The 2100-nt window shown below is 42.4% G+C and carries 2 protein-coding genes and 1 pseudogene; 2 read left to right on the top strand and 1 reads right to left on the bottom strand.

All coding sequences use genetic code 11. The features are described 5' to 3' along the window. Window positions 1-78 precede the first annotated feature (78 nt). On the bottom strand, window positions 79-483 hold the full coding sequence (locus A4S05_RS27270) for a four helix bundle protein (protein WP_069072920.1): 405 nt from the start codon (window positions 481-483) through the stop codon (window positions 79-81). A gap of 187 nt (window positions 484-670) precedes the next feature. Here A4S05_RS27270 and A4S05_RS27265 point away from each other — a divergent pair, with 187 nt between their 5' ends. Further along, a complete protein-coding gene (locus A4S05_RS27265; protein WP_069072919.1) occupies window positions 671-1639 on the top strand; it encodes a DUF1822 family protein in 969 nt (322 codons plus the stop codon). Between the two features lie 182 nt (window positions 1640-1821). Next, a pseudogene (locus A4S05_RS27260) lies at window positions 1822-2100 on the top strand (sensor protein Chase2); the annotation flags it as partial.

Here is a 2100-nt window from a genome sequence, read left to right as displayed (position 1 = left end):
GATTGGGGACTGGGGACTGGGACTGGGGACTAGGAATTGCTTCATCTAGTTAAGAACCTCAAATCTCCCAATATCCAATCACCAATCACCAAATCGAGTACCGTACTCTTCTTTACCTTGTTGCTGGGAACGAATGAAACGACAGTAACCATTAAGACCTTTTTCAATCTGGTCTTTAAGCTGACTAACCCAGTGTAATTGTTCTGTATTGCAGTACCCCAAGCTTTCAGCAATAACGAAGGCGCTTTTAGTCTCAGTTAATGAGCCACGAGCAATGTACATAAAACGCAATCTATCTAAATAATGATAACGTCCGTAGCCCTCAGCTATGTTCAGCAAAACACTACAAGCCGATCTTCGTAATTGATCGCTCAGATTGTAACGCTCAAAATTTGGCAACCTATCCGCTAGTCGATAAGCCGCTTTTAGCAGCTTGAGGCTATCTTGATAGAAGTCTAAAGACTCAAAACCTCTATCTCCCATATCATTTCAATATACAATCCCTCAATTTTATGGGATATTTTTACCTAATACCCAATCCCCCAATCCCCAATCCCCAATCCCCAATCCCTAATGCCAATTTTCTAATAATCATTCTCTGTTTTATGGCATAAATTTAGTGAATGCAGGTGATATCTACATAGCAGCATTGATGACTAGGGATTGAATTATGAATAACTCCACCTATCGGCTAGACGATTTCGCTTTAATATTACCCATTACCCAAACGGCTCGTATTACTGCCCAGCAATTCGCTAACCAGCAGCCCAATTCTGAAAAAGCAGAGCAAGTCCGGCTGAATACTCTGGCTGTATGGGTGGTGAATGACTACTTGCAAATGATGGATATTCCTACTAATCTTCAAGCTAGTGACAGCTGGAACCCCATCATGCGCCTTTGTGGAAATGTAGCTGATTTAGAGATTCCCTCAATTGGTCGTCTAGAGTGTCGCCCTGTCCATCTGCATCAACGGATATGTTCCATTCCTCCAGAAACTTGGGAAGAACGGGTGGGTTATTTAGTAGTTCAATTTGATGAATCGCTTGAAGAAGCGAAGCTGCTTGGTTTTATCCCTAGTGTGGCAACTGAAACACTGCCTTTAAGTCAACTGCAACCATTGGAAGCATTTATTGACCACCTGTGGCAACTGCGCCAATCCCCACTCACCTCGTTAGTGAATTTGAGTCAGTGGTTTGCTGGGATATTTGATACTGGCTGGCAGACGATTGAATCCCTATGGAACGTGCCGGAACTCAGACCAAATTATGCCTTTCGCAGTACTGAAACTTTGGAACTAAATGCCCTCAACCGACCAGAATCTATTACTAAACGGGCAAAACTGATTGATTTGGGTATCCAAATTCTCAACCAACCAGTCATGTTGATTGTAGAAATCAGCCCCGAAAAGGATCAACAAACCAGTATTCATCTGCAATTACACGCTACTGGGAATCAAATCTACTTACCACCTGGAGTTCATCTCACTGTACTAGATAGTTCGGGAGCAGTATTTCTAGATGCTCAATCTAGAAGATCAGACAATTATATTCAGTTACAGTTTCGTGGCGAACCCACAGAGCAATTTAGCGTTAAAGTAGCCTTGGATAATACCAGCATTACCGAACATTTCCGAATTTGAAATATGTAGCTATCTTCCCTCTTTGTCGGTATTTTATTAAGTGGTAATTGGTTAATTAAAAATTAAAGATTAAAAATTCAAGCCCGCATTTGGGGATTTTAAAAAAGTCTGTAAATGCTTGTGGAGCTTGTTATGAGACATTAGAACAGGGGATGGTTTTGCACAGGGAGATAGTGACGGTCATGGGTAAGTTAGTGGTGATGAAATTCGGAGAGGGTAGTTTTGAGCAGGGGTTTGCTGTCACCCTTCAAATTGGTGAAGAACACGAGCGGGCTGCAACAGAAATCACGGGGAGGCTACCTTCATTCCCGGAAATGCCGCTCTACTATAGTCATTGGCAGTCTAGTTATCGGCAGATAGGCAATCGTTATCGCCTCCATGCTGACCAAATGCAGGTGACGAATGTATCGATGATTCAAGACTGCGAAAACACTTCCCATATTTTACGGGCACGCTTTAAT

Origin of the sequence: Nostoc sp. KVJ20 (assembly GCF_001712795.1) — a bacterium.
Taxonomy (GTDB): domain Bacteria; phylum Cyanobacteriota; class Cyanobacteriia; order Cyanobacteriales; family Nostocaceae; genus Nostoc.
The sequence above is the reverse complement of the archived record's forward strand: the minus strand, read 5'-3'. Positions and strand labels throughout refer to the sequence as shown.